Raw genomic sequence first — 21985 nt, 5'->3', positions numbered from 1 at the left:
CGGAGGCCGAGCGGCTCACCGCCGAGGCGGTCGAGCTCATGGAGACCGCCGAACAGGACGCCCGGCGCCTGCGCACCGAGGCCGAACAGGTCAAGATCGACGGCGAGGCGCACGCCCAGGCGCTGCGCAACGCCGCCCTGGCCGACGGCGAGCAGGTCCTGGACGAGGCCCGCGCGGCCGCGGACAAGCGCCGCGCCGACGCCGCCGAACAGGCCGACGCCCTGATCGCCGAAGCCACCTCGGAGGCCGAGCGGCTCACCCGCGAGGCGGGCGAGCTGTCGGACGCGGTCACGGCGGACGCGCGGGCCGACGCCGAGCGGGTCGCGGCGGAGGCCGCCGAGCAGGCCGCGCTGACCGTGGCCGAGGGCGAGCGGGCCAAGGCGGAGGCGGAGGCCCTGGCGGCCGCGACGCTGACCGCCGCGCAGCAGGACGACGAGCGCATCCGCGCCGAGTCGGCGCGGCTCAGGGCGGACGCAGAGGCGGCCGCCGAGCAGATGCGCTCGGAGGCACGGCAGGAGGCGGACCGGACGCTCGACGAGGCGCGCGAGGCCGGTGCGAAGAAGCGTGCGGACGCGGCCGAGCAGGCCGACCAGCTCGTCGCCAAGGCGCAGGAGGAGGCGCTGCGCGCCACCACGGAGGCCGAGTCGCAGGCGGACACGATGGTCGGTGCGGCCCGCAAGGAGGCCGAGCGGATCGTCGCCGAGGCGACCGTCGAGGGCAACTCCCTGGTGGAGAAGGCCCGCACGGACGCGGACGAGCTGCTCGTCGGCGCGCGCAGCGACGCGACGGCCATAAGGGACCGGGCCGAGGAGCTGCGCGGTCGCATCGAGGGCGAGATCGAGGAGCTGCACGAGCGGGCGCGGCGCGAGACGGCCGAGCAGATGCGGACGGCCGGCGAGCGCGTCGACAAGCTGGTGACGGCCGCGACCGAGCAGCGCGCCGAGGCGGAGGAGAAGGCCAAGGAGCTGGTCTCGGAGGCGAGTTCCGAGGCGAGCAAGGTCCGGATCGCGGCGGTGCGCAAGGCCGAGGCCCTCCTGAAGGAGGCCGAGCAGAAGAAGGCGTCGCTCGTCGCCGAGGCCGAGGGCATCAAGGCGGAGGCCGAGCGGCTCCGGACGGAGGCGGAGGCCCAGGCCGAGGAGACCGTCGCCGAGGGTCAGCGCGAGCTGGAGGTGCTGGTGCGCCGCCGCAAGGACATCAATGCCGAGATCTCCCGTGTCCAGGACGTACTGGAGGCGTTGGAGTCTTTCGAGACGCCGGGTGCCGGAGCGAAGTCCGCGGGGGGAGCGGGCGTCAAGGCGGGCGCGTCGGCGGGAACCACTCGTTCGAGTGGCAAGACCCAGGACGGCTAGCCACTCAAAAGGCTGGACATTCTCCAGATCAAACGGGCATACGCTCGATGACACGCCGCTTAGGCCCCTAGGATTCCCTCTAACACCTCACCGGTCTCATTCGACAGGAAACCCATGAGCGACACTTCCTCCCCCTTCGGCTTCGAGCTCGTGCGGCGCGGTTACGACCGCGGTCAGGTGGACGACCGCATTACCAAGCTCGTGTCCGACCGCGACAGTGCCCTGTCCAGAATCACTTCTCTGGAGAAGCGCATCGAGGAGCTCCACCTCGAGACGCAGAACGCGCAGGCCCAGGTCACCGATGCCGAGCCGTCGTACGCGGGTCTCGGCGCCCGCGTCGAGAAGATCCTCCGCCTCGCCGAGGAGGAGGCGAAGGACCTGCGCGAGGAGGCCCGTCGCGCCGCCGAGCAGCACCGCGAGCTGGCCGAGTCGGCCGCCCAGCAGGTGCGCAACGACGCGGAGTCCTTCGCGGCCGAGCGGAAGTCGAAGGCCGAGGACGAGGGCGTCCGGATCGTCGAGAAGGCGCAGGGCGAGGCCAACTCGCTGCGCGCCGAGGCGCAGAAGGACGCGCAGTCGAAGCGCGAGGAGGCCGACGCGCTCTTCGAGGAGACCCGCGCCAAGGCCGCCCAGGCCGCCGCGGACTTCGAGACCAACCTGGCCAAGCGCCGCGAGCAGTCCGAGCGCGACCTGGCCTCTCGTCAGGCCAAGGCCGAGAAGCGTCTCGCGGAGATCGAGCACCGCGCCGAGCAGCTCCGCCTGGAGGCCGAGAAGCTCCGCACGGACGCCGAGCGCCGGGCCCGCCAGACGGTGGAGACCGCGCAGCGCCAGGCCGAGGACATCGTGGCCGACGCGAACGCCAAGGCGGACCGGATCCGTTCGGAGTCGGAGCGCGAGCTCGCGGCGCTGACGAACCGCCGCGACTCGATCAACGCCCAGCTGACCAACGTCCGCGAGATGCTGGCGACGCTGACCGGTGCCGCGGTGGCGGCGGCGGGCTCCCCGATCGACGACGAGCGGGCGGCCGGCGTCCCGGCCCAGCAGTCCCGGTAACGAACCGGCAGCACATCGCGAACCCCCTGTCATTCCGGTGGCGGGGGGTTTTGCGCGCCCGTAGGTTGGGTCGCATGATCGAGCTTGAGGGCCTGACGAAACGGTACGGGACGAAGACAGCGGTCGACCACCTCTCCTTCCAGGTCCGGCCGGGCATGGTCACCGGCTTCCTCGGGCCCAACGGGGCGGGCAAGTCGACGACGATGCGGATGATGATCGACCTGGACAACCCGACGAGCGGGACGGTCCGCATCGACGGCAAGCACTACCGGGAGCTGGCGGAGCCGCTGAAGTACATCGGGGCGCTGCTCGACGCCAAGGCGATGCACGGCGGCCGCTCGGCGTACAACAACCTGCTCTGTCTGGCGCAGTCCAACCGGATCCCGCGGGCGCGGGTGGACGAGGTGCTCGGGCTGGTCGGTCTGACGCCGGTCGCGAAGAAGAAGTCGAAGGGTTTCTCCCTCGGCATGGGCCAGCGGCTGGGCATCGCCTCGGCGCTGCTCGGCGATCCCGAGATCCTGATGTTCGACGAACCCGTCAATGGTCTGGACCCCGAGGGAATTCACTGGATCCGCAATCTCATGAAGGCGTTGGCCGCCGAAGGCCGGACGATCTTCGTTTCCAGTCATCTGATGAGTGAAATGGCGCTGACGGCCGATCATCTGATCGTGATCGGGCAGGGAAAGCTGCTGGCGGACACGTCGATGGCCGATTTCATCCAGCAGAATTCCCGGAGTTTCGTACGGCTGCGTTCGCCGCAGCAGGAGCGGCTGCGGGACGTGATCCACGCCAACGGCCTGATCGCGGTCGAGGCGGGCAACGGCACCCTCGAGGTGGACGGCGCGACGACCGAGAAGCTGGGCGAACTGGCCGCCGAGAACGGTCTCGTCCTGCACGAACTCAGCGCGCAGCGCGCCTCGCTGGAAGAGGCCTTCATGCAGATGACCGCCGGCGCGGTGGAGTACCACGCGCACGGCACCGACGTGCACGGCACGCCGGCGCCCGGCCCCCGGTGGGGTGCCGCGGCCGGGACGGACCCCGGTCCGGCGCAGGGCACGACCTACGACTCGACCTCCGAGGGAGCCTGAACGATGGCCATGGCATCCGCGGTGCTGCAGTCCGAGTGGACCAAGATCCGGACGGTCTCCTCGACCGTCTGGACGCTGGCGAGCGCCTTCCTCGTCACGGTGGCGATGGGCGCGGGGCTCAGCGCCCTGGTGAACTCCACCTTCGGCGATCTGAACGAGGCCGAACGGCTCACCTTCGACCCGACCCTGGTCAGCTTCTCCGGGATGGTCCTCGGCCAGCTGGCGATGGTGGTCTTCGGCGTCCTGGTGGTGGGGACCGAGTACTCCTCGGGCATGATCCGCACCTCGCTGGCGGCCGTGCCGCAGCGGGCGACCTTCCTCTTCTCGAAGATCGCGGTGGCGGGCGGGCTCGCCCTCCTGGTGGGGCTGGCGACGAGCTTCCTCACCTTCTTCCTGGCGCAGGCCCTGCTCGGCGACCACAGCGCCTCGATCGGCGACGACAACGTGCTGCGCGCGGTGTTCGGCGCCGGGCTCTACATGGGTCTGATCGCGGTGTTCTCCATGGGCGTGGCGACGATGCTGCGCTCGTCGATGCTGTCGCTCGGCATCCTGATGCCCTTCCTCCTGCTGGTCTCCAACATCCTCTCGGCGGTGCCGAAGGCCAAGGAGGTGGCCCAGTACTTCCCGGACCAGGCCGGCGCGAAGATCATGCGGGTCATCCCCGACGCGATGAACTCGGAGAAGGCGCCGTACGGGCCCTGGGGCGGGCTCGGGATCATGGTGCTCTGGGTGGCGGCCTCGCTGCTCGGCGGCTACCTGGTGCTGAAGAAGCGGGACGCGTAGCCCCCGCACCCCGTAGGGGACGACCAGGGAATCCCCCCGAGGTTCCCCGGTCGTCCCTTTCCCCGTCGCCGGAACCGTCAATGGCTGGATAAGCTCCTAGCTCATACGGGGGGCTCCGGCCGAAGGCCGCCACGCCCCGACATGGATGCGACCGACCTGTCGATGGGGCTGGAGAATGATCGAGGCAGTCGGCCTGACGAAGCGCTACGGCGCCAAGACGGCCGTGTACAACCTTTCCTTCCAGGTGAGGCCCGGTGTCGTCACCGGCTTCCTGGGGCCCAACGGGTCGGGCAAGTCGACGACGATGCGCATGATCCTCGGGCTCGACCAGCCCACCTCCGGGCACGTGACGATCGGCGGGCATCCGTTCCGGCAGCTGCCGAACGCGCCCCGCCAGGTCGGCGCCCTGCTCGACGCCAAGGCCGTGCACGGCGGCCGGAGCGCGCGCAGCCACCTCCTCTCGCTCGCCCAGCTCGCCGGCATCCCGGCGCAGCGGGTCGACGAGGTCCTCGGCGTCGTCGGCCTCCAGGACGTGGCCAAGCGCCGTTCCAAGGGCTTCTCGCTCGGCATGGGCCAGCGTCTCGGCATCGCGGCGGCGCTCCTCGGCGACCCGCAGGTGCTGCTCTTCGACGAGCCGGTGAACGGCCTGGACCCGGAGGGCATCCTCTGGGTCCGCAACCTGATGAAGAAGCTGGCCTCCGAGGGCCGGACCGTCTTCGTCTCCAGCCACCTCATGAGCGAGATGGCGCTGACGGCGGACCACCTGATCGTGATCGGCCGGGGCCAGCTGCTCGCCGACATGAGCGTGACGGACTTCATCTCGGCGAACTCCGCCGACTTCGCCCGGGTGCGGACCCCGCAGACCGAGCCGGCGCAGCGCGAGAAGCTGACGTCGGTCCTGACGGAGGCCGGCGGCCAGGTGATGTCCGAGCCGGACGGGGCGCTGCGGGTGACGGGGCTGCCCCTGCCGCGGATCAGCGACCTGGCGCACGGCGCGGACGTGCGGCTCTGGGAGCTGTCCCCGCACCAGGCGTCCCTGGAGGAGGCGTACATGCGGCTGACGCAGGGCGCCGTGGACTACCGCTCGACGGACGACCGGCTCGCCCACCTCCAGCCGGCGCCGCAACCCGGCCGGCCGGGGTACGGCATGCCGCCGCAGCCGGTGGTGCAGGACGTGCCGCAGCAGGGCTGGTACGCCCCGCCGCCGCCCGGGCAGAACCCGTACGCGGGGGCACCGCAGGCTCCCGAGCCGGGTCCCTTCGCGCCGCCGCCGGCCGCCCCGCCGGCCGGGGCCGCCCCCCAGCCGATCACCCCGCAGCCGAGCGACACCACCAAGGACGCCCGATGACCGCCCCCGCCCACCACCCCGCTCCGGCGCCGTACGCGTACGTCTCCCCCATCCCCGTCCGCCGGGCCCACCTCGGTGACGCGCTCGCCTCCGAGTGGACGAAGATCCGCTCGGTGCGGTCGACGATGTGGACGCTCGGCGTCATGATCCTGCTGATGCTGGCCATCGGTCTGGGCGTGGCGGCGATCGCCGCGTCCTCCGAGGCGCCGATGGGCGACGAGTCCGCGCTCGGCTTCGGCTTCTTCGGGATGCTGCCGGCGTCGATCTGCGTGATCACGCTCGGCGTGCTGACGATCGCGTCCGAGTACGGCACCGGCATGATCCGCACGACCCTGACGGCCTGCCCGAGCCGGGGCCGGGTGCTGATGGCGAAGGCGATCGTCTTCTTCCTGCTGGTCTTCACGGTGACCACGGTCTTCGCGACACTGGTGGCCGTCTCGCAGGTCGCCATCGTGGACACGGCCTCGGCGCCCGAGGCGTCCGAGTGGCTGCGGGCGACCGTCGGCGCCGGTGCCTACCTGGCGCTGCTCGGCCTGCTGTCGCTCGCGGTGGGGACGCTGATCCGGCACTCGGCGGGCGCGATCACGGTGATGATCGGTCTGCTGCTGCTGCCGCTGGTGGCGGCGCTCTTCATGTTCTCGCAGGCACTGAAGTCGGTGCAGGAGTGGCTCTTCACCTACGCCATCCCGTCGCAGATGATCGCGCTCTACAGCAGCCGGCCGCCCTTCGGGAACGAGGGCCCGGCGGGCTGGGAGCCGCTGCTGATCCTGGGCGGCGTCACGGTGGTGGCGCTGGGCGGCGCGTTCGCGCTGCTGAACAGCCGGGACGTGTAGCCCGTCGCGGGGCAGAGGGGATTGTGACGACAGGCCCTAGTACTTCGGCGCGTTCCTGGACCGCTGCACCCTGCTGGTGCGGCGGTCCTTCGCGTTCCAGCAGGCCTTGTGCCAGTGGCGGCGGTCGTCGACCCCGCCGTACTCCGGCCAGGCCACCACGTGCGGGGCGCCGGGCGGGATCTCCTGGTCGCAGCCGGGGCAGCGGTAGCGCTTGCCCGGCGCGCTCGATCCGGCGACGAGACGGACGTACCACTCCTCGCCCTGCCAGGACTCGGTGCGCTGCGCTCCGCCGTACCGGTCGCCGTGGTCGCCCTGCGGCTCGGGCTTCTCGCCGCCTCGGGAGCGGTTGTGACGCGGGGACACGGGCACCTCACGGGGGTCTGGGAACACGGACCGTTCCCTCCAGCCTACGGGCCGCGACACGGTGCCCCGGGCCCGGGCCGGGACGGCTTAGCGGAAAATCGCAAGAACTTCATGAACGGCCGTTGCCTTTGGCACGTGTCAGACGTTGGTGCCTGTGCGAGGGGAGATACGCGTCGGCCGCAAGGAGGCAGAAGCGATGCGCGTGGGTACGTTCGTCCTGGCCGCCCAGTTCCCGGGCCAGGGTCAGGGAGAGGCGCTGCACCGAGCGGTGCGCACCGCCGAGGTGGCCGAGGAGGCGGGGCTCGACTCCGTCTGGCTGGCCGAGCACCATTTCGTGCCGTACGGGGTGTGCCCCTCGGCCGTGACACTGGCCGCGCTCCTCCTGGGGCGCACCCGCCGGCTGCGGGTGGGGACGGCGGTGAGCGTGCTGCCGAGCGTCCATCCGGTCGCCCTGGGCGAGCAGGCGGCGCTGCTGCACCTGACCTCGGGCGGCCGGTTCACCCTGGGGGTGGGCCGGGGCGGCCCCTGGGTGGACCTGGAGGTGTTCGGAGCCGGCCTCGACGCGTACGAGCGGGGCTTCCCCGAGTCGCTCGACCTGCTGCTGCGCTGGCTCACCGAGCCCCGGGTGGACGCCCGCGGCGAGCGCTTCTCCTTCCGTGAGGTGGCGGTGGTGCCGCGCCCCGACGAGCTGATCGACGGCCCGGCCGCACCCGAGGTGGTGGTGGCCTGCACCTCGCCCAGGAGCGTGCGGCTCGCCGCCGAGCGCGGGCTCCCGATGCTGCTCGGGATGCACTGCGGCGACGACGACAAGGCCGAGATGGTCGCGGCCTGGGCCCGCTGCGCGCGGGAGGCGGGCCGGGACCCGGACGAGATCGCGCGGATCGCGGCGGGGCACGTCTCGGCGGGGGTCGCCCAGCTCGCGGACCGCGGGCCGGACGCCGCCGAGGCGCTCGTCAAGGCGATGCCGGGGTGGCTGCGCCAGGGGCTCGACGCCCATGTGACGGTGGACGGCCGGCACCGTGCGATGCGGGACCCCGTGGCGTACACGGAGCTGCTCTGCGCGCTGCACCCGGTGGGCACGCCGCGGCTCGCGGCGGACCGGCTGGCGGCGACCTCGGAGCGCACGGGCATCACGCGATTCGCCCTGCTCGCCGAGGGATCGGGCGACCTCGCGGCGACCGAGGAGAACGTGCGCAGGCTCGGCGCGGAGGTCCTGCCGCTCCTGGTGTGAGCGTGCCGCCGCCCCCGCGTCCCCCTCGCGTCGATGAGCGTCGGCGCGCATCGGTCGCGATCGTTGCCGGCGAGGAGCGGCAGCACCGTGACTCAGCAGTCGCGGAGCTCCGGCGACTGGTTGAGAAGCTGCCCCCGTACGGAAGTGAAACGGGCGAGCCGCTCGTCCACCGCCGGGTCCAGCGGGAAGACCGCCACCCGGTGGCAGTTCTGGAAGGCGAGGCGCACCCCGAAGTGCCTCTGGAGGGCTCCGCGGATGGCGTCGCTGGCGAGCGCGCGCAGCAGCTGGCCCCGCGCCTGCTCGTTGGGCGGCGGCGTCTGGTTGTCGGCGAACTCTCCGCCGTCGACCTTCAGCTGGGCCACCAGAGAACTGATCATCTCCCATGCGTAGGGCAGGGAGGTCCGGACGCAGTCGACGAAGTCGGCTTCGTCGACCTCGCCTCGCTCGGCCTGTTCCAACAGCGCCGGTGAGACGTCGAGCGACATGGGTTCTCCTCTCGCGACCCCGCGGACGGGGTCTTGCGGCCAGGGACGGAGGCCGGCCTTCCGACACGGAGCGTGCACGGACGACGACCTCCAGCTTCCACGGTAAGCGCGCAGTCCTGACCGCACCAGAAGATGGAACGCACAACCGGCTGATAACCGACGGGTGTTCGGCTCATGACCATGCCCGGACGAACCCCTCCCCCGGGCCCGGACGGGTCCGGCCGATGCCCGAATCGCGCGGAAGAGCGCCCGTCTTGTAGCGTTGCCGACCATGCGTCTCGTCATTGCCCGTTGCTCCGTGGACTACGCGGGCCGGCTCACGGCCCACCTGCCCTCCGCACCCCGTCTGATCCTGGTCAAGGCAGACGGCAGCGTCTCGATCCACGCGGACGACCGGGCGTACAAACCGCTCAACTGGATGTCCCCGCCGTGCACCCTGAAGGAGGGTGCGGACGGCGACGCGGGCGTCTGGACCGTCGTCAACAAAGCGGGCGAGAAACTGATCATCACGATGGAGGAGATCCTCCACGATTCCTCACACGAACTGGGTGTCGACCCTGGCCTGATCAAGGACGGCGTGGAGGCCCACCTCCAGGAGCTCCTCGCCGACCGCATCGAGACCCTCGGCGAGGGGTACACCCTGATCCGCCGCGAGTACCCGACGGCGATCGGCCCGGTGGACATCCTGTGCCGGGACGCCGACGGCGCCACGGTCGCGGTGGAGATCAAGCGGCGCGGCGAGATCGACGGCGTCGAGCAGCTGACCCGCTACCTGGAGCTGCTCAACCGCGACCCGCACCTCGCGCCGGTCAAGGGCGTCTTCGCCGCGCAGGAGATCAAGCCGCAGGCGAGGGTGCTGGCGACGGACCGCGGCATCGGCTGCCTGGTCCTCGACTACGACGCGATGCGCGGCATCGAGGACGACAAGCTGCGGCTGTTCTAGGACGGCGGACGTACGCCGAACGGCCCCGGGCGCGAAGGACGCGCCCGGGGCCGTTCGTCGTTCCCGTGCACCCGGGCGTCCGGTACGGGTCAGGCCGGGGTGCCGGTCTCGGCGGGGGTCTCCGACGCGGACGGCGCCCCGAGGGTGGTGGTCTCCCCGGTCGCCGGCGGCTCGGTGGTCGTCGGCGGCGTGGTGGGGGGCTCGGTCGTCGTCGGCGGGTCGGTCGGCGCGGACGTCGTGGGCCGCGGGGAGGTGGTCGTCGGGCGCGGCGGCCTGACCGTGGTGCTCGGCTTGGTCGGCGGCGCGGTCGTCACCCCGGGGGCGCTCGTGGGGGCCGTGCTGCCCGAGGGCGACGGCGACGCGCTGCCGGACGTACTCGGGCTCGTCGAGCCGGACGGGGAGGAGCTGCCGGAGCCGGAGGGGGTCGGCGAGCCGGAGGCGGTGGGCGCGTCCGTCTGGCCCTCGTCTCCGTCGGCCGGCGGCTCCTCGCCGTCGACGGCGTCGTCCCCGCCGTCCTCGCTCACGGTGCTGTCGGAGGTGACGCGGTCGGTGGCCGGGGTCTCGCCGTCGCCGGAGGTGGCGCCGAGGGTGACGACGGTGCCGAGGACCGCGACGAGGAGGGCGCCGGCGCCGACCGCGACGAGGTTGCGGCGGGCGCCGCCGAGGATGCCGGCCTTGAGGCCGCCGCGGCGGCCCTCGTCGCGGGCGCCGTCGGGGCGGGTGATGAGGGTGGGGCCCTCGTCGGCGAAGTCGGGGAACGCGGGGATCGGGGAGGGCGGGGCCGCCTTGGCGGGCCCGCCCGGCAGCGGAGCGGTGACGGCCGCGGCGGCCGCCGTGCCGGGGAGGGCGCGGCGGGTGGCCGGGCCGCGCAGGGCCGGGGTCCCGCGCGGCGGGGAGACGGGCTCCTCGGCGCGGAGCGCGGCGGGGGTGCCGTGGTCGCCGGAGAGGTCGGCGACGAGGGCGAGGGCCCGGCGTCCGGCGACGGTGCCGCGCTTGTCGGCGAGCGCGCCGCGCAGGCCGATGGAGGCTTCGAGCTCGGCGCGGGCGCGCTCCAGGTTTCCGGCGCAGACCGCGAGGACGCCGAGTTCGTGGTGGAAGTACGCCTCCTCGGCGACGTCCCCGGCCAGCCGGGCGGACTCCTGCCCGGCGCGCAGGGCGCGTTCCCAGGCGCCCCAGTGCAGTCCGGCGGCGAAGGCGGGGGCGGCGGCGCGGGCGAGGAGGACGGCGGTGGTCCGGCGTTCGGTCTCGTCCGGGGCGCCGGAGCCGTCGTCCGGGGCGCCTTCGGTGGTGCCGGCGCCGCCCGTGCCGGAGACGAGGGCGGCCAGGGCGGCGAGCAGCGCGTCGGACTCGGCGGCGGCCCGCTCGGGGGTGACGGAGGGGTGGGCGGCCCACCAGGCGTAGTGCTGGGCGACGGTGTGGGCGCGTTCGGCGGCCCCGTGCTGGTATCCGTGGCCGAGCAGCTGGGTCAGGACGCCGGTGGCGAGCCGGTAGCGGGGGCCGACCGGGGAGAGCAGCCCGCAGGCGACGAGTTCGCCGAGGGCGGCGTCGGCGTGGGTGTCGCCGACGAGGGCCGGCAGGTGGGCCTGGTGGGGCAGCTCGCCGCCGAGGGCCACGGCGAAGCGCAGGGTGGCCTGGGCGGAGCGGCTGAGACGGGAGGCGAGGAGGGCGGCGGGGGCCGCGCCTTCGCCGAGGCTGGGCAGCGGTATGTCGCGGAGTTCGACGTCGGGGTCGTCGATGCCGTCGAAGGCCGCGGCGGCGACGGCGGCGGCCGCGTCGGGGTCGGTGGGGCCGAAGGCCTCTTCGAGGGCTCCGAAGGCGTCGAACTCCGCGGGGGTGACGCGCAGCCGGTCGCGCTGCCGCAGCAGCGCGCCGGCCTGGACGAAGCGGAGGGGCAGGCCCTCGGACTCGAACCACAGGTCGCCGGCCCAGTTGGCCTCGTCGTCGGTGAGGGTGCGGCCGGCGGCGCTCTCCAGGAGCTTCAGGGCGGCGCCGCGGCCGAGGCCCGCGAGGTGGAGCTCCTCGACGTGGGCGTCGGCGGACGGGGCGGGGGTGTCGGGGCCCGCGGCGAGGAGGAAGGCGCACTCGGGGGCGGCGGCGAGGAGCTCGTCGAGGGCCGCGCCGCCGAACTCCAGGTCGTCGACGACGACGACGGCGCCGATGTCGCCGACCAGCTCCAGGAGCGCGTCGCGGCCGGGCCGCTGCTCGGGGGCGTACCGGACGGCGGTGAAGAGCTCGTGGAGGAGTTCGGCGGGGGTCCGGTGGTGGCCGGAGAGGCGGACGACGCCGTCGGGCGCGAGGTCGGCGCAGTCGGCGGCGACGGCGTCGAGGAGGGCGGTGCGGCCCGATCCGGCGGGGCCGGTCAGCCGGGCGGTGCGGCCGCGGCTGAGGATGCCGGTGAGCTGTTCGCGCTGGTCCTGGCGTTCGAGGAGGGGCAGCTCGGGGGCGGCGGGACCGGCCGGCACGGGCGGTGCGGCGGCGCGGGCGGCCTCGGCGCGCTCCTCGGCGGTGCGGGGGCGGGGGGCCGCGGGTTCCCGGCCCGGGGGGCAGGGTTCGATCTCGCTGCCGTCGACGGGGTTGACGGTGAGGAGGAGGCCGCCGGAGACGATCTCGACGACGCGGGCACGGACGGGCGCCGGCGCGGGGGCGGGCACGCCGCCTCTTCCCTGGCGGGTCTCGTCACCCTCGGTGTCGTGACCGTACTCCTCCGACCCACGGTTGTTCGGGTCCATGGTGCAAGCCCCCAAGAAGCGGTGTCCGGTGCCCGCCGGATGGGTCCGTCAATGTGCAGGCGACCGAACCCTAGACCGTGGTCAGGCCCTCGGGAACAGCCGGGGTGCTTCGGAGACCAAGACGTCACGGTCTTGTGAGGATTGAGCGTGACGCCTGGTTCGCACAGCTGCTTCACAGTCGGCGGGGGCCGGCGGCTCACACCCGGGGCAGGGACTCCAGGGCCAGACCGCCCTCGATGGCGAGGATCCGGTGCAGCCGGGTGGCGACGAGGAGCCGCTGCATCTGGGGCGGCACCCCGCGCAGGACGAGACGCCGGCCGCGGCGTCCGGCCCGCCGGTGGGCGCCCATGATGACGCCGAGCCCGGTCGCGTCCCAGGAGTCGAGGCCGGTCAGGTCGAGCACCAGGTCGCCGACTCCGTCGTCGACGGCCGAGTGCAGGACCGTACGGGCGTCCGCCGCGCTGCGGACGTCGAGGCGGCCCCCGACGACCAGCTCGACATGGTCGCCCCTGATGTGCATATGCGCTCCCCGAGAGTGCTCCGTCTTCGCAACAACTGACTGCCGCGTCGGCAGAAGCGTTGCGCCTTGTCAGCGAACCGGTACCGGAATTCACCCCCCGGGGTGACGCGGGGTGGCGGTGCCGGCTCAGTACGTGTAGAAGCCCTGCCCGCTCTTGCGGCCGATGTCACCCGCGTCCACCATCCGGCGCATCAGCTCCGGGGGCGCGAACTTCTCGTCCTGGGACTCCGTGTAGATGTTGTCGGCCGCGTTCACCAGGATGTCGATGCCGGTGAGGTCGGCGGTGGTGAGCGGGCCCATGGCGTGGCCGAAGCCGAGCTTGCAGGCGATGTCGATGTCCTCGGCGCTGGCGACGCCCGACTCGTGGAGCTTGGCGGCCTCGACGACGAGGGCGGCGATGAGCCGGGTGGTGACGAAGCCGGCGACGTCGCGGTTGACGACGATGCAGGTCTTGCCGACGGACTCGGCGAACTCCCGCGCGGTGGCGAGGGTCGCGTCGCTCGTCTTGTAGCCGCGGACGAGCTCGCAGAGCTGCATCATCGGCACGGGCGAGAAGAAGTGGGTGCCGACGACGGCCTCGGGGCGCTCGGTCACCGCGGCGATCTTGGTGATCGGGATCGCGGAGGTGTTGGAGGCGAGGACGGCGCCGTCCTTGGCGACCTTGTCGAGCGAGCGGAAGATCTCGTGCTTGACGTCGAGGTTCTCGAAGACGGCCTCGACGACGATGTCGGCGTCGGCGACGGCCTCCAGCTCGGTGGTGGCGGTGATCCGGCCGAGGGCGGCCTCGGCGTCCGCGGCGTCCAGCTTGCCCTTGGCGACGAACCGGTCGTACGACGCCTTGATGCCGTCGGTGCCGCGGGTCAGGGCGGCGTCGGTGACGTCACGCAGGACGACGTCCCAGCCCGCCTGTGCGGAGACCTGCGCGATGCCGGAACCCATGAGTCCGGCCCCGATGACGGCGAGCTTCCTGGCCACGATCTTCCACCCCTTAACACCTGTTCACTTCTGGCTCTCCGGCGGAGATTAGCGGTCGCGGGGCGCCATGTGACCGTGAAGTAATGCGCGTCACGCCCGCTTTGACGGACGTCACACTCACGACACCCCTTCCGCACCCCCATTCGGCGGTGCCGTACCTCCCGGGGGTATCCGCCCTGATCCGTCCTGGTCGACGGGCCCTAGCGCACCGCGTAGCCGAGGACCCGGTCGCCCAGGAGGTCCTCGATCTCGTCGAGGAGGACGAGGGCCTCGCGGGACACGGCGGTGGCCTTGCGTCCGGCGGTCATCTCACGGGTGATGTAGCCGACGACGGTGCTCTCGATCCAGGCGAGCTGGCCGCCGACGAGGAGCGGCAGCGGGTCGTCGCCGGAGGCCCCGGTCTCCTCGCGCAGGGTGGCGACGACGGCGTCCTGGACGCTCTGCTGGACGTGGAAGAGCCGGGCCTTGAGGGTGGGCGCGTGCTCGATGACGTTCATGAAGGCGTCGAACCCGTCCATGAGCCCGTAGGCGGGTGACACCGCCCCGATGTCCTGGCGCAGTTCGCGCAGGACGGCCCGGGCGGCCGACTCGCCCCGGTCGCGGCCGCGGATCATCCGGGCGAGGCGCTGGGTGACCCCGTCCATCCGGTCGAGGAAGAGGTCCTCCTTGGCGGGGAAGTAGTTGTAGACGGTGTTCACGGAGACGTCGGCCGCCTCGGCGACGTCGGCGACGGTGACGGCCACGAAGCCGCGCTCCAGGAAGAGCCCCGTCGCGATGTCCGAGATCCGCTGCTTCGTCTCGCGCTTCTTGCGTTCCCTGAGTCCCTCGGCCATGGCCCCATCCTAGGCAATCCTAGGCTCGCTGAAATTTGAGAGACACTGAATTTTTGGTGGCGTTGCAAAATTTAAGCGACTCTGTTTTCGTGGTCGCCATGCCACTCATCAGCACGGCCGGGCTCGCCCGGACCTTCACCGGCAGGAACGGACCCGTCGAGGCCGTCCGCGGCATCGACCTCACCGTCGGGCCCGGCGAGATCGTGGGCCTCCTCGGCCCCAACGGCGCCGGCAAGACGACCACCCTGCGGATGCTCACCACGCTCCTCGCCCCCACCGGCGGCACCGCCACCGTCGCCGGCCACGACCTCCTCGCCGACCCGGCCGCCGTGCGCCGCCGCATCGGATACGTCGCCCAGTCCGGCGGCCTCGACCCCCAGGAGACCGTCCGCTCCGAACTCGTCACCCAGGGCAGGCTCTACGGGATGACCCGGGCGCACGCCGCGGCCCGTGTCGACGAACTCGCCGCCGACCTCGGCCTGACCGGGCTCCTCGACCGCCGGACCCCGGCCCTCTCCGGCGGCCAGCGCCGCCGGGTCGACCTCGCGATGGGCCTCACCCACCGCCCGGAGCTCCTCTTCCTCGACGAGCCGACGACCGGCCTCGACCCCGCCGGCCGCGCCGACCTGTGGGCGCTGGTCCGGCGGCTGCGCGACACCGACGGCACGGCCGTCGTGCTCACCACCCACTACCTCGACGAGGCCGACGCGCTGGCCGACCGGCTCGTGATCGTCGACCGCGGCACGGTCGTCGCCGAGGGCAGCCCCGCCGCACTCAAGGCCGCGCACGGCGCGGCCACCCTCCAGGAGGCGTTCCTCGCCGTCACCGGGCGCGGCCCGGCCCCCGTCGATCCCGCCCCCGTAGCCGTCTAGGACCCCGGATGCTCCTCCACGACACCGCGCTCGTCTTCGGCCGGTACGCCCGCCAGACCCTGCGCTCCCCCTTCCAGATCTTCTTCGGCGTCCTGATGCCGCTGCTCTACCTGCTCCTCTTCGGGCCGCTGCTCACCGGACTGCCGCTGGGCCGCGAGGGCGACTCCTGGCAGATCCTCGTCCCCGGCCTGCTCCTCCAACTCGGTCTCTTCGGGGCCTCGTTCGCCGGCTTCTCGCTCATCATGGAGAAGGACTGGGGAGTGTTCGACCGGATGCGGGTCACCCCGGTGAGCCGGCTCGGCCTGCTCCTCGGACGGATCCTGCGCGACGCGGCGCTCTTCGTCTTCCAGGCCGTGCTGCTGGTCCTGGCGGCGATCCCGATGGGCCTGCGGGCGCCGGTGGCCGGCGTCCTCGTCGGCTTCGGCTTCGTCGCCCTGCTCTCCGCGGCGCTCGCCGCGCTCTCGTACACCCTGGCCCTGAGGCTTCCCAGCCCGCAGGCGTTCGGACCGGCGGTCAACACGCTCGCCCTGCCCGCGATGCTGCTGTCGGGGCTGATGCTGCCGATGACCCTCGCGCCGGGGTGGCTGGACGTGCTCTCCCGCCTCGTGCCGTTCCGCTATCTGGTCGACGCGGTGCGGGAGGCGTACACCGGCCACTACACGACCCCGACCATGCTGTACGGCGTCCTCGTCGGCCTCGGGGTGACGGCGCTGGCCGTGACGGTCGGCACACGGACGTTCCGCGGCGCCGGTGCGTAACTAGGCTGGCCCCATGGTCAATCTGACGCGCATCTACACCCGTACCGGCGACCAGGGCACGACGGCCCTCGGCGACATGAGCAGGACCGCCAAGACGGACCTGCGGATCTCGGCGTACGCCGACGCCAACGAGGCCAACGCCGCCATCGGCACCGCCATCGCCCTCGGGCGGCTCGACGAGGAGGTCGTGAAGGTCCTCGTCCGCGTCCAGAACGACCTGTTCGACGTCGGCGCCGACCTGTGCACCCCGGTGGTGGAGGACCCGAAGTACCCGCCGCTGCGGGTGGAGCAGACGTACGTGGACAAGCTGGAGGCGGACTGCGACCGCTTCCTGGAGGAGCTGGAGAAGCTGCGCTCCTTCATCCTGCCGGGCGGCACGCCCGGTGCGGCACTGCTGCACCAGGCGTGCACGGTGGTCCGGCGGGCGGAGCGCTCCACCTGGGCGGCCCTGGAGGTCCACGGCGAGACGATGAACGCCCTGACCGCCACCTACCTCAACCGCCTATCGGACCTGCTCTTCATCCTTGCCCGGACCGCGAACAAGGAGGTCGGGGACGTGCTCTGGGTCCCGGGCGGGGACCGCTGACCCGCCGGCCGGCGGCTTCTTCGGCCAGATCGCGTAGCTGAGCGCGATCAGGCCGTGGATGCCGACCGCCCGCCAGGCGAAGAAGATCCAGCTCCGCAGCGGCCCGGTGTCCCCGTCGTCGCCGACGTACCAGGCGGCGAGGAGCAGCAGGACGGAGGCGACGGCCGCGGCGACGACCGAGCCGAGCCAGATCTCGCCCTCGTGGCGGGCGCGCGCCCGGCCGTACCGCGGCGGCCCGGCCGGCGGCGGCGCCCCGCCGAAGCGGTGGGCGGCGTGGCCGTCGAGCCACTTCACCGTCCGGTGGCCGTGGCCCACGGTGTAGCCGATGTAGACGGCGGCGAGGCCGTGCCGCCAGCTGGGGTCGGCCCCGTTCTTGAGGTCGATCGCGGTGACGACGAGGAGCAGGACCTCCAGGAGCGGCTCGCACAGGAGGAGCGCCATGCCCGTCCGGGGCATCCTCAGGAGGTAGCGGGCGGCGAGGCCGGCGGCCAGCAGGACCCAGAAGGCGACCTCGCAGACGACGATCAGCGTGACGATCACGGCGTTCCCCTTTCGGCTCCCCCTCAGCGTCTCCCGGCTCCGGGCCCGGATCGTCGTCGCCGATGACGAACTCCGTCTACATCGTTCGACGGAGGGCGGCCGCCGCGCGGATCGGCCGCGACGGGGAGGTTCGCGCCCGCGGGGGCGTGTTGGATGGGTACGTGACGCTCCCCCGCCCCCACCGCATCGACCTGCTCATCGCCGCCTCCGGGTTCTTCGGCGGCGTGATCCTGTGGTGGTTCGGCCTGTACGTGACCGGGGAGCACGTCATCGGGCAGCGGTGGGCGACGCTCGTCCCGCTGACGGTGATGACGGGGGCGGAGGTGGTGCGCCGGACCGCGCCCCGGACGGCGCTGGCCGCGGGCACCCTGGCGATCGTGGCCGACCAGTTCACCAACGGCAGCCTCGCCACCGTGCTGATGTTCACGGACGTCGTCTACGCGGCGGTCGTGTACGGGCGGCCCGCCTCGGCCCGCCGGATCCCCTACACGACGGGCCTGATCACGGTCGCGGGCACCGTCGTCCTGCTGATCTGGTGGCAGAACGCGTTCGCGCTCCTCGTCGGGGTGATCACCGGCATGATCTCCTTCCTGCCGGCCGTGACCGGGGCCGTCGTCCGCAACCACCGCGACGCGGCGGACGCCGCCCGGCTGCGCGCGGAGCAGACCGCGCTGCTCGCCGAGATGGACCGGACCCAGGCGGTGGTGGCCGAGCGCGCCCGGATGGCACGCGAGCTGCACGACATGGTCGCGAACCACCTGTCGGCGATCGCGATCCACTCCACGGCCGCGCTCTCCCTCGACGAGCCGGCCACCACCCGGCAGGCGCTCACCGTCATCCGCGAGAACAGCGTGGCGGGCCTCACGGAGATGCGGCGGCTCATCGGACTGCTCCGGGACAGCGACGGCGAGCGGGAGCCGGGGGCCGTGCCCAGCCTCGACGCCGTGGACGCCCTCCTCGCGCGGGCGCGGGCGAACGGCGCCGCGGGCGGTCTGGAGTTCGTCCTGGAGGACGCCCGCCCGCCGGGCGGTGCCCTGCCGGCGCCGGTGGAGCTGGCCGCGTACCGGATCGTGCAGGAGTCGCTGGCCAACGCGGTCAAGCACGCCGCCCCGGGTACGGTCAGCGTGCGGATCGGCCGGGCCGACGGGGTGCTGACGGTCGCCGTCGACTCGCCGTACGGGGCGCGACCGGGACCGGCCGCGCCGGGCACGGGTTCGGGGCTGGTGGGCATGCGGGAGCGCACGGAGCTGCTCGGCGGGGAGTTCCGCGCGGCGGCCTCGGGAGCGGTGTGGCAGGTGCGGGCGGAGCTGCCCGCGGACGAGGAGGCGGGGAACGCATGACGGTGCGGGTGGTGGTCGCCGAGGACCAGAGCGCGGTACGGGCCGGGCTGGTGCTCATCCTGGGCAGCGCCCCGGACATCGAGGTGGTCGGGGAGGCCGCCGACGGGGAGCGGGCCGTCGAGCTGGCGCGCGCGCTCCGGCCCGACCTGGTCCTCATGGACGTGCAGATGCCCCGGATGGACGGGGTGACGGCGACGGGGATCGTCGTCGCGGAGGGGCTGGCCGACGTCCTGGTGCTGACCACCTTCGACCTCGACGCGTATGTGTTCGGGGCGCTTCGGGCGGGGGCGGCCGGCTTCCTGCTGAAGAACGCCGACGCGCGCGAGCTGATCGAGGCGGTGCGGACGGTGGCGCGCGGGGAGGGCCTGATCGCCCCGGCGGTGACGCGGCGGCTCATCGCGGAGTTCGCCGCGACGGGGCGGCCGGCGCGGCCGTCCTCGGGCACCGATCCGGCCGTGCTGGAGGCGCTGACGCCCCGGGAGCGCGAGGTGCTGTCGACGCTGGGCGGCGGGCTGTCGAACGCGGAGATCGCCGTGCGTCTGGACATGGCGGAGGCGACGGTGAAGACGCACGTCAGCAAGGTGCTGGGGAAGCTGGGGCTGAAGAGCAGGGTCCAAGCGGCGGTGCTGGCACAGGAGTTGGGGGTCTGATCCGAGATTGCCGACGTTGGTCTGGACCTCTTGACGATTGGTCCAGACCTTCCTACGCTCGCGGGGCGCGCGCATCTTCACGGACCACCCCCACCTTGTCCGTCCGCAACTTGAGGAGCACCGTTGAGCACTCAAGCACCGACGCGCAGAACAGGGTTCAGACGCCGGGCCGCAGCCGGTCTGACCGCCCTGATCCTGCCGCTGGCCGCCATGGTCGGCCTCGCCAGCCCCGCCGAAGCGGCCACCTCGGCCACGGCGACCTACACGAAGACCCAGGACTGGGGCACCGGCTTCGGCGCCAACTGGACCGTCAAGAACACCGGCACGACGACCATCAGCTCCTGGACCGTCGAGTGGGACTACCCCGCCGGCACCTCGGTCACCTCCGCGTGGGACGCGAGCGTCACCAGCTCCGGCACCCACTGGACCGCCAAGAACGTCGGCTGGAACGGCACCCTCGCCCCGGGCGCCTCCGTCTCCTTCGGCTACAACGGCGCAGGCCCCGGCGCGCCGAGCGGCTGTAAGATCAACGGCGCCGCCTGCGACGGCACCACCCAGCCCGGCGACAACCCGCCCTCGGCCCCCGGTGCCCCCGCCTCCTCCGACATCACCGACACCTCGGTGAAGATCAGCTGGTCCGCGGCCACCGACGACAAGGGCGTCAAGAACTACGACGTCCTGCGCGACGGCACCAAGATCGCCACGGTCACCGGTCTCACCCACACCGACCAGGGCCTCACCGCCGGCACCGACTACAGCTACACGGTCGTGGCCCGCGACACCGCCGACCAGACCGGCCCCGCCGCCGGCCCGGTCGCCGTCCGCACCACCGGCGGCGGCGGAGGCCAGCCCCTGCCGAACGCCGTGAAGATGGGCTACTTCACCAACTGGGGCGTCTACGGCCGCAACTACCACGTGAAGAACATCGTGACCTCGGGCTCCGCTTCCAAGATCACGCACATCAACTACGCCTTCGGCAACGTCCAGGGCGGCAAGTGCACCATCGGCGACGCCTACGCCGACTACGACAAGGCCTACACCGCCGACCAGTCCGTCGACGGCGTCGCCGACACGTGGGACCAGCCGCTGCGCGGCAACTTCAACCAGCTCCGCAAGCTGAAGAAGGCGTACCCGAACATCAAGATCCTCTGGTCCTTCGGCGGCTGGACCTGGTCCGGCGGCTTCGGCCAGGCCGTGCAGAACCCGACCGCCTTCGCGCAGTCCTGCTACGACCTGATCGAGGACCCGCGCTGGGCCGACGTCTTCGACGGCATCGACCTGGACTGGGAGTACCCCAACGCCTGCGGTCTCAGCTGCGACACCAGCGGCCCCGCGGCGTTCAAGAACATGATGCAGGCGATGCGCGCCAAGTTCGGCGCCAACTACCTCGTCACCGCGGCCGTCACGGCCGACGGCTCCGCCGGCGGCAAGATCGACGCCACCGACTACGCGGGCGCCGCGCAGTACATGAACTGGTTCAACGTCATGACGTACGACTTCTTCGGCGCCTGGGCGGCCCAGGGCCCGACGGCCCCGCACTCCCCGCTCACCTCGTACGCCGGCATCCCGCAGGCGGGCTTCAACTCCGCCGACGCGATCGCCAAGTTCAAGGCGCAGGGCGTCCCGGCCAAGAAGCTGCTGCTCGGCATCGGCTTCTACGGGCGCGGCTGGACCGGCGTCACCCAGGCGGCCCCCGGCGGCACGGCGACCGGCCCCGCGCCGGGCACCTACGAGCAGGGCATCGAGGACTACAAGGTCCTGAAGACCTCCTGCCCGTCCACCGGCACCATCGCCGGCACGGCGTACGCCAAGTGCGGCAGCAACTGGTGGAGCTACGACACCCCGTCCACGGTCACGTCCAAGATGGGCTGGGCGAAGAACCAGGGCCTCGGCGGCGCGTTCTTCTGGGAGTTCAGCGGTGACACCGGCAACGGCGAGCTCGTCGGCGCCATCAACACCGGCCTGAACTAGCAGGCACGACGAAGCGGGGGACGGTGCAGCACACCGTCCCCCGCTTCTTCACGCATGCCGCGGACGCCCGCGCGACCGGAACGTCACGCCACGGGAACGTCAGGCCACGTTGACCCGCTGGCCGGGAGGCGCAGCCTCCAGCCAGGCCATGAAGCCGGTGCGGGCGTCCTCGCTCATGGCGAGCTCCAGCCGCACCCCCTCGTACATGCAGGGCTGGATCACGGCGTCGGAGAGCAGCGCGAGCTCCTCCTCGCCCTCCGGCATCCGGCGCTCCAGCGCCACGATGGAGGAGCGCTCCAGGACGCGGCGCGGACGGGGCGCGTAGGAGAAGACGCGGAACCAGGCGATCTCGTCACCGCTGTAGCGGGCGACGCCGTACACCCAGCCCTTGCCGGTCGGATCCGGTTCGTCGGGCACGTCCCAGCGCAGGGAACAGTCGAAGGTGCCGCCGGCACGCTGGATGAGTCTCCGGCGCAAGCCGAAGACGAAGAGCCCGATCACCACCAGTGCGACGACCAGGCCGCACAGGAGCAGAGCGAGGAACATCTTCACCGACCTCCTCGCTGCGTCCCGTAGCCGGCGCCGCCGGCAGAACCGAATACAACCTGCATATGCATCGCCTCAGCCGCGGGGGGGGGGGGGGGAGGGGGGGGGGGGGAGGAGGGGGGGGGAGGGGGGGGGGGGTGGGGAGGGTCAGGGATATAACCGCCACGTGGCCGAACATCCCCGTGGTCTTTT

Annotated in this window: 21 protein-coding genes and 1 pseudogene; 14 read left to right on the top strand and 8 right to left on the bottom strand. The window is 72.6% G+C overall.

The genetic code is table 11. From position 1 onward, the window contains the following. The 6 genes and pseudogenes from ACZ60W_RS35660 to ACZ60W_RS35635 form a co-directional block, all read left to right on the top strand. Nucleotides 1-1349, top strand: a pseudogene (locus ACZ60W_RS35660) (hypothetical protein); the annotation flags it as partial. 114 nt (nt 1350-1463) lie between these two features. Further along, a complete protein-coding gene (locus ACZ60W_RS35655) occupies nt 1464-2399 on the top strand; it encodes a coiled-coil domain-containing protein (protein ID WP_366307701.1) in 936 nt (311 codons plus the stop codon). Nucleotides 2400-2473: 74 nt separating this feature from the next. Further along, nucleotides 2474-3487: an ABC transporter ATP-binding protein gene (locus ACZ60W_RS35650; RefSeq protein ID WP_469759560.1), complete on the top strand. Its 1014-nt coding sequence runs from the start codon at nt 2474-2476 to the stop codon at nt 3485-3487. Nucleotides 3488-3490: 3 nt separating this feature from the next. After that, a complete protein-coding gene (locus tag ACZ60W_RS35645; protein ID WP_469759559.1) occupies nt 3491-4270 on the top strand; it encodes an ABC transporter permease in 780 nt (259 codons plus the stop codon). A 175-nt stretch (nt 4271-4445) separates the two neighbouring features. Then, nucleotides 4446-5618 carry an ABC transporter ATP-binding protein gene (locus ACZ60W_RS35640; protein WP_469759558.1) on the top strand — a complete coding sequence of 391 codons (1173 nt, stop codon included), beginning with the start codon at nt 4446-4448 and terminating at the stop codon, nt 5616-5618. Then, nucleotides 5615-6451 (top strand): ABC transporter permease, encoded by an 837-nt coding sequence (locus tag ACZ60W_RS35635; protein ID WP_469759557.1) that lies wholly within the window; start codon nt 5615-5617, stop codon nt 6449-6451. Before ACZ60W_RS35640 ends, ACZ60W_RS35635 begins: the two co-directional genes overlap by 4 nt. A gap of 36 nt (nt 6452-6487) precedes the next feature. Here the strand turns inward: ACZ60W_RS35635 and ACZ60W_RS35630 are convergent, their stop codons facing one another. Next, nucleotides 6488-6814, bottom strand: a complete 327-nt coding sequence (locus ACZ60W_RS35630; protein WP_469759556.1) for an ATP/GTP-binding protein — start codon at nt 6812-6814, stop codon at nt 6488-6490. Nucleotides 6815-7010: 196 nt separating this feature from the next. Between ACZ60W_RS35630 and ACZ60W_RS35625 the strand changes: the two genes are divergently transcribed. Then, on the top strand, nt 7011-8045 hold the full coding sequence (locus tag ACZ60W_RS35625) for an LLM class flavin-dependent oxidoreductase (RefSeq protein ID WP_469759555.1): 1035 nt from the start codon (nt 7011-7013) through the stop codon (nt 8043-8045). 92 nt (nt 8046-8137) lie between these two features. Here ACZ60W_RS35625 and ACZ60W_RS35620 read toward each other — a convergent pair whose 3' ends face one another. Beyond that, a complete protein-coding gene (locus ACZ60W_RS35620; RefSeq protein ID WP_017236120.1) occupies nt 8138-8530 on the bottom strand; it encodes an SCO5389 family protein in 393 nt (130 codons plus the stop codon). A gap of 271 nt (nt 8531-8801) precedes the next feature. Here ACZ60W_RS35620 and nucS point away from each other — a divergent pair, with 271 nt between their 5' ends. Next, entirely contained in the window at nt 8802-9473 is a 672-nt protein-coding gene (nucS, locus tag ACZ60W_RS35615) for an endonuclease NucS (RefSeq protein WP_469759554.1), read from the top strand. Nucleotides 9474-9562: 89 nt separating this feature from the next. On the opposite strand, the gene ACZ60W_RS35610 is transcribed toward nucS, so the two are convergent. The 4 genes from ACZ60W_RS35610 to ACZ60W_RS35595 all read right to left on the bottom strand — a co-directional run bounded on the left by ACZ60W_RS35610 (nt 9563) and on the right by ACZ60W_RS35595 (nt 14530). Next, a complete protein-coding gene (locus tag ACZ60W_RS35610) occupies nt 9563-12202 on the bottom strand; it encodes an ATP-binding protein (protein WP_469759553.1) in 2640 nt (879 codons plus the stop codon). Nucleotides 12203-12398: 196 nt separating this feature from the next. Then, nucleotides 12399-12722 (bottom strand): STAS domain-containing protein, encoded by a 324-nt coding sequence (locus ACZ60W_RS35605; RefSeq protein WP_469759552.1) that lies wholly within the window; start codon nt 12720-12722, stop codon nt 12399-12401. A gap of 126 nt (nt 12723-12848) precedes the next feature. Next, nucleotides 12849-13697 (bottom strand): 3-hydroxyacyl-CoA dehydrogenase family protein, encoded by an 849-nt coding sequence (locus tag ACZ60W_RS35600; RefSeq protein WP_469759551.1) that lies wholly within the window; start codon nt 13695-13697, stop codon nt 12849-12851. Nucleotides 13698-13897: 200 nt separating this feature from the next. Further along, nucleotides 13898-14530 carry a TetR/AcrR family transcriptional regulator gene (locus ACZ60W_RS35595; RefSeq protein ID WP_469759550.1) on the bottom strand — a complete coding sequence of 211 codons (633 nt, stop codon included), beginning with the start codon at nt 14528-14530 and terminating at the stop codon, nt 13898-13900. A gap of 98 nt (nt 14531-14628) precedes the next feature. On the opposite strand from ACZ60W_RS35595, the gene ACZ60W_RS35590 reads away from it, so the two are divergent. Genes ACZ60W_RS35590 through ACZ60W_RS35580 form a run of 3 tightly spaced genes read left to right on the top strand, consistent with a single transcriptional unit; the run spans nt 14629 to nt 16746 of the window. Further along, nucleotides 14629-15402, top strand: coding sequence for an ABC transporter ATP-binding protein (locus tag ACZ60W_RS35590; protein WP_469759549.1), 774 nt, complete (start codon nt 14629-14631; stop codon nt 15400-15402). An 8-nt stretch (nt 15403-15410) separates the two neighbouring features. Further along, complete coding sequence (locus ACZ60W_RS35585) at nt 15411-16160, top strand: ABC transporter permease (RefSeq protein ID WP_469759548.1); 750 nt, start codon at nt 15411-15413, stop codon at nt 16158-16160. A 13-nt stretch (nt 16161-16173) separates the two neighbouring features. Then, the gene (locus ACZ60W_RS35580; protein WP_469759547.1) at nt 16174-16746 is read left to right on the top strand and encodes a cob(I)yrinic acid a,c-diamide adenosyltransferase; all 573 of its coding nucleotides are present in this window, start codon (nt 16174-16176) and stop codon (nt 16744-16746) included. Here the strand turns inward: ACZ60W_RS35580 and ACZ60W_RS35575 are convergent. Then, complete coding sequence (locus ACZ60W_RS35575) at nt 16663-17286, bottom strand: hypothetical protein (protein WP_469759546.1); 624 nt, start codon at nt 17284-17286, stop codon at nt 16663-16665. The two genes, ACZ60W_RS35580 and ACZ60W_RS35575, sit on opposite strands and share 84 nt — an antisense overlap. 161 nt (nt 17287-17447) lie before the next feature. Between ACZ60W_RS35575 and ACZ60W_RS35570 the strand changes: the two genes are divergently transcribed. From ACZ60W_RS35570 to ACZ60W_RS35560, 3 genes are all read left to right on the top strand, one after another. Beyond that, nucleotides 17448-18626, top strand: a complete 1179-nt coding sequence (locus tag ACZ60W_RS35570; RefSeq protein WP_469759545.1) for a sensor histidine kinase — start codon at nt 17448-17450, stop codon at nt 18624-18626. Next, nucleotides 18623-19276 (top strand): response regulator, encoded by a 654-nt coding sequence (locus tag ACZ60W_RS35565; protein WP_469759544.1) that lies wholly within the window; start codon nt 18623-18625, stop codon nt 19274-19276. The genes ACZ60W_RS35570 and ACZ60W_RS35565 overlap by 4 nt, the downstream gene beginning before the upstream one ends. A 123-nt stretch (nt 19277-19399) precedes the next feature. Further along, a complete protein-coding gene (locus ACZ60W_RS35560; RefSeq protein ID WP_469759543.1) occupies nt 19400-21247 on the top strand; it encodes a glycosyl hydrolase family 18 protein in 1848 nt (615 codons plus the stop codon). Between the two features lie 99 nt (nt 21248-21346). On the opposite strand, the gene ACZ60W_RS35555 is transcribed toward ACZ60W_RS35560, so the two are convergent. After that, entirely contained in the window at nt 21347-21793 is a 447-nt protein-coding gene (locus ACZ60W_RS35555) for a DUF2550 domain-containing protein (RefSeq protein ID WP_366307670.1), read from the bottom strand. Nucleotides 21794-21985: the final 192 nt, after the last annotated feature.

The organism is Streptomyces sp. NPDC104202 (genome assembly GCF_055584185.1).
This window is presented reverse-complemented; position numbering and strand designations above follow the sequence as displayed.

What these genes read in the sequence shown, in the direction of transcription:
- ACZ60W_RS35565 (WP_469759544.1), top strand. Translation starts at nt 18,623, where the DNA reads ATGACGGTGCGGGTGGTGGTCGCCGAGGACCAGAGCGCGGTACGGGCC.
- ACZ60W_RS35590 (WP_469759549.1), top strand. Translation starts at nt 14,629, where the DNA reads ATGCCACTCATCAGCACGGCCGGGCTCGCCCGGACCTTCACCGGCAGG.
- ACZ60W_RS35640 (WP_469759558.1), top strand. Translation starts at nt 4,446, where the DNA reads ATGATCGAGGCAGTCGGCCTGACGAAGCGCTACGGCGCCAAGACGGCC.
- ACZ60W_RS35635 (WP_469759557.1), top strand. Translation starts at nt 5,615, where the DNA reads ATGACCGCCCCCGCCCACCACCCCGCTCCGGCGCCGTACGCGTACGTC.
- ACZ60W_RS35645 (WP_469759559.1), top strand. Translation starts at nt 3,491, where the DNA reads ATGGCCATGGCATCCGCGGTGCTGCAGTCCGAGTGGACCAAGATCCGG.
- ACZ60W_RS35595 (WP_469759550.1), bottom strand. Translation starts at nt 14,530, where the DNA reads ATGGCCGAGGGACTCAGGGAACGCAAGAAGCGCGAGACGAAGCAGCGG.
- ACZ60W_RS35610 (WP_469759553.1), bottom strand. Translation starts at nt 12,202, where the DNA reads ATGGACCCGAACAACCGTGGGTCGGAGGAGTACGGTCACGACACCGAG.
- nucS (WP_469759554.1), top strand. Translation starts at nt 8,802, where the DNA reads ATGCGTCTCGTCATTGCCCGTTGCTCCGTGGACTACGCGGGCCGGCTC.
- ACZ60W_RS35625 (WP_469759555.1), top strand. Translation starts at nt 7,011, where the DNA reads ATGCGCGTGGGTACGTTCGTCCTGGCCGCCCAGTTCCCGGGCCAGGGT.
- ACZ60W_RS35605 (WP_469759552.1), bottom strand. Translation starts at nt 12,722, where the DNA reads ATGCACATCAGGGGCGACCATGTCGAGCTGGTCGTCGGGGGCCGCCTC.
- ACZ60W_RS35620 (WP_017236120.1), bottom strand. Translation starts at nt 8,530, where the DNA reads ATGTCGCTCGACGTCTCACCGGCGCTGTTGGAACAGGCCGAGCGAGGC.
- ACZ60W_RS35585 (WP_469759548.1), top strand. Translation starts at nt 15,411, where the DNA reads ATGCTCCTCCACGACACCGCGCTCGTCTTCGGCCGGTACGCCCGCCAG.
- ACZ60W_RS35555 (WP_366307670.1), bottom strand. Translation starts at nt 21,793, where the DNA reads ATGTTCCTCGCTCTGCTCCTGTGCGGCCTGGTCGTCGCACTGGTGGTG.
- ACZ60W_RS35580 (WP_469759547.1), top strand. Translation starts at nt 16,174, where the DNA reads ATGGTCAATCTGACGCGCATCTACACCCGTACCGGCGACCAGGGCACG.
- ACZ60W_RS35650 (WP_469759560.1), top strand. Translation starts at nt 2,474, where the DNA reads ATGATCGAGCTTGAGGGCCTGACGAAACGGTACGGGACGAAGACAGCG.
- ACZ60W_RS35655 (WP_366307701.1), top strand. Translation starts at nt 1,464, where the DNA reads ATGAGCGACACTTCCTCCCCCTTCGGCTTCGAGCTCGTGCGGCGCGGT.